General features: G+C 71.8%; 1 protein-coding gene. It reads right to left on the bottom strand.

Translation table 11 applies throughout. The features are described from left to right. A partial coding sequence (locus G3I42_RS05310) for a hypothetical protein (protein WP_343244462.1) occupies nt 1–209 on the bottom strand: 209 nt, incomplete at its 3' end. Nucleotides 210–273 lie beyond the last annotated feature (64 nt).

Genomic DNA, 273 nt, shown 5'->3' with positions numbered 1-273 from the left:
TCGGGCCGGGAATGAACGCTCACGGTACGACGACCGTCAGTACCGGGCTCACCGGCCTCGACACGGAGCTGGACACCACCACGCTCGGGCAGAACCAGAGGCTCCAGAAGCGTGAGCTCACCGACCCGCTCACAACCGGCCTCGTCCGCCGCACGCAACGCCAGCTCGACGAACGCCGTACCCGGCAGGACCGCCCGGCCGCCCAGCACGTTGTCGGCGAGCCAGGCCGCGCTCTGCCGCGCGACCCGGCCGGTCAGCAGGACCGCGTCCGTT

It is taken from the genome of Streptomyces sp. SID11385, assembly GCF_010548245.1.
Taxonomy (GTDB): domain Bacteria; phylum Actinomycetota; class Actinomycetes; order Streptomycetales; family Streptomycetaceae; genus Streptomyces.
Note: the sequence above shows the minus strand (reverse complement) of the source record. Positions and strands in the feature narration are given on the sequence as shown.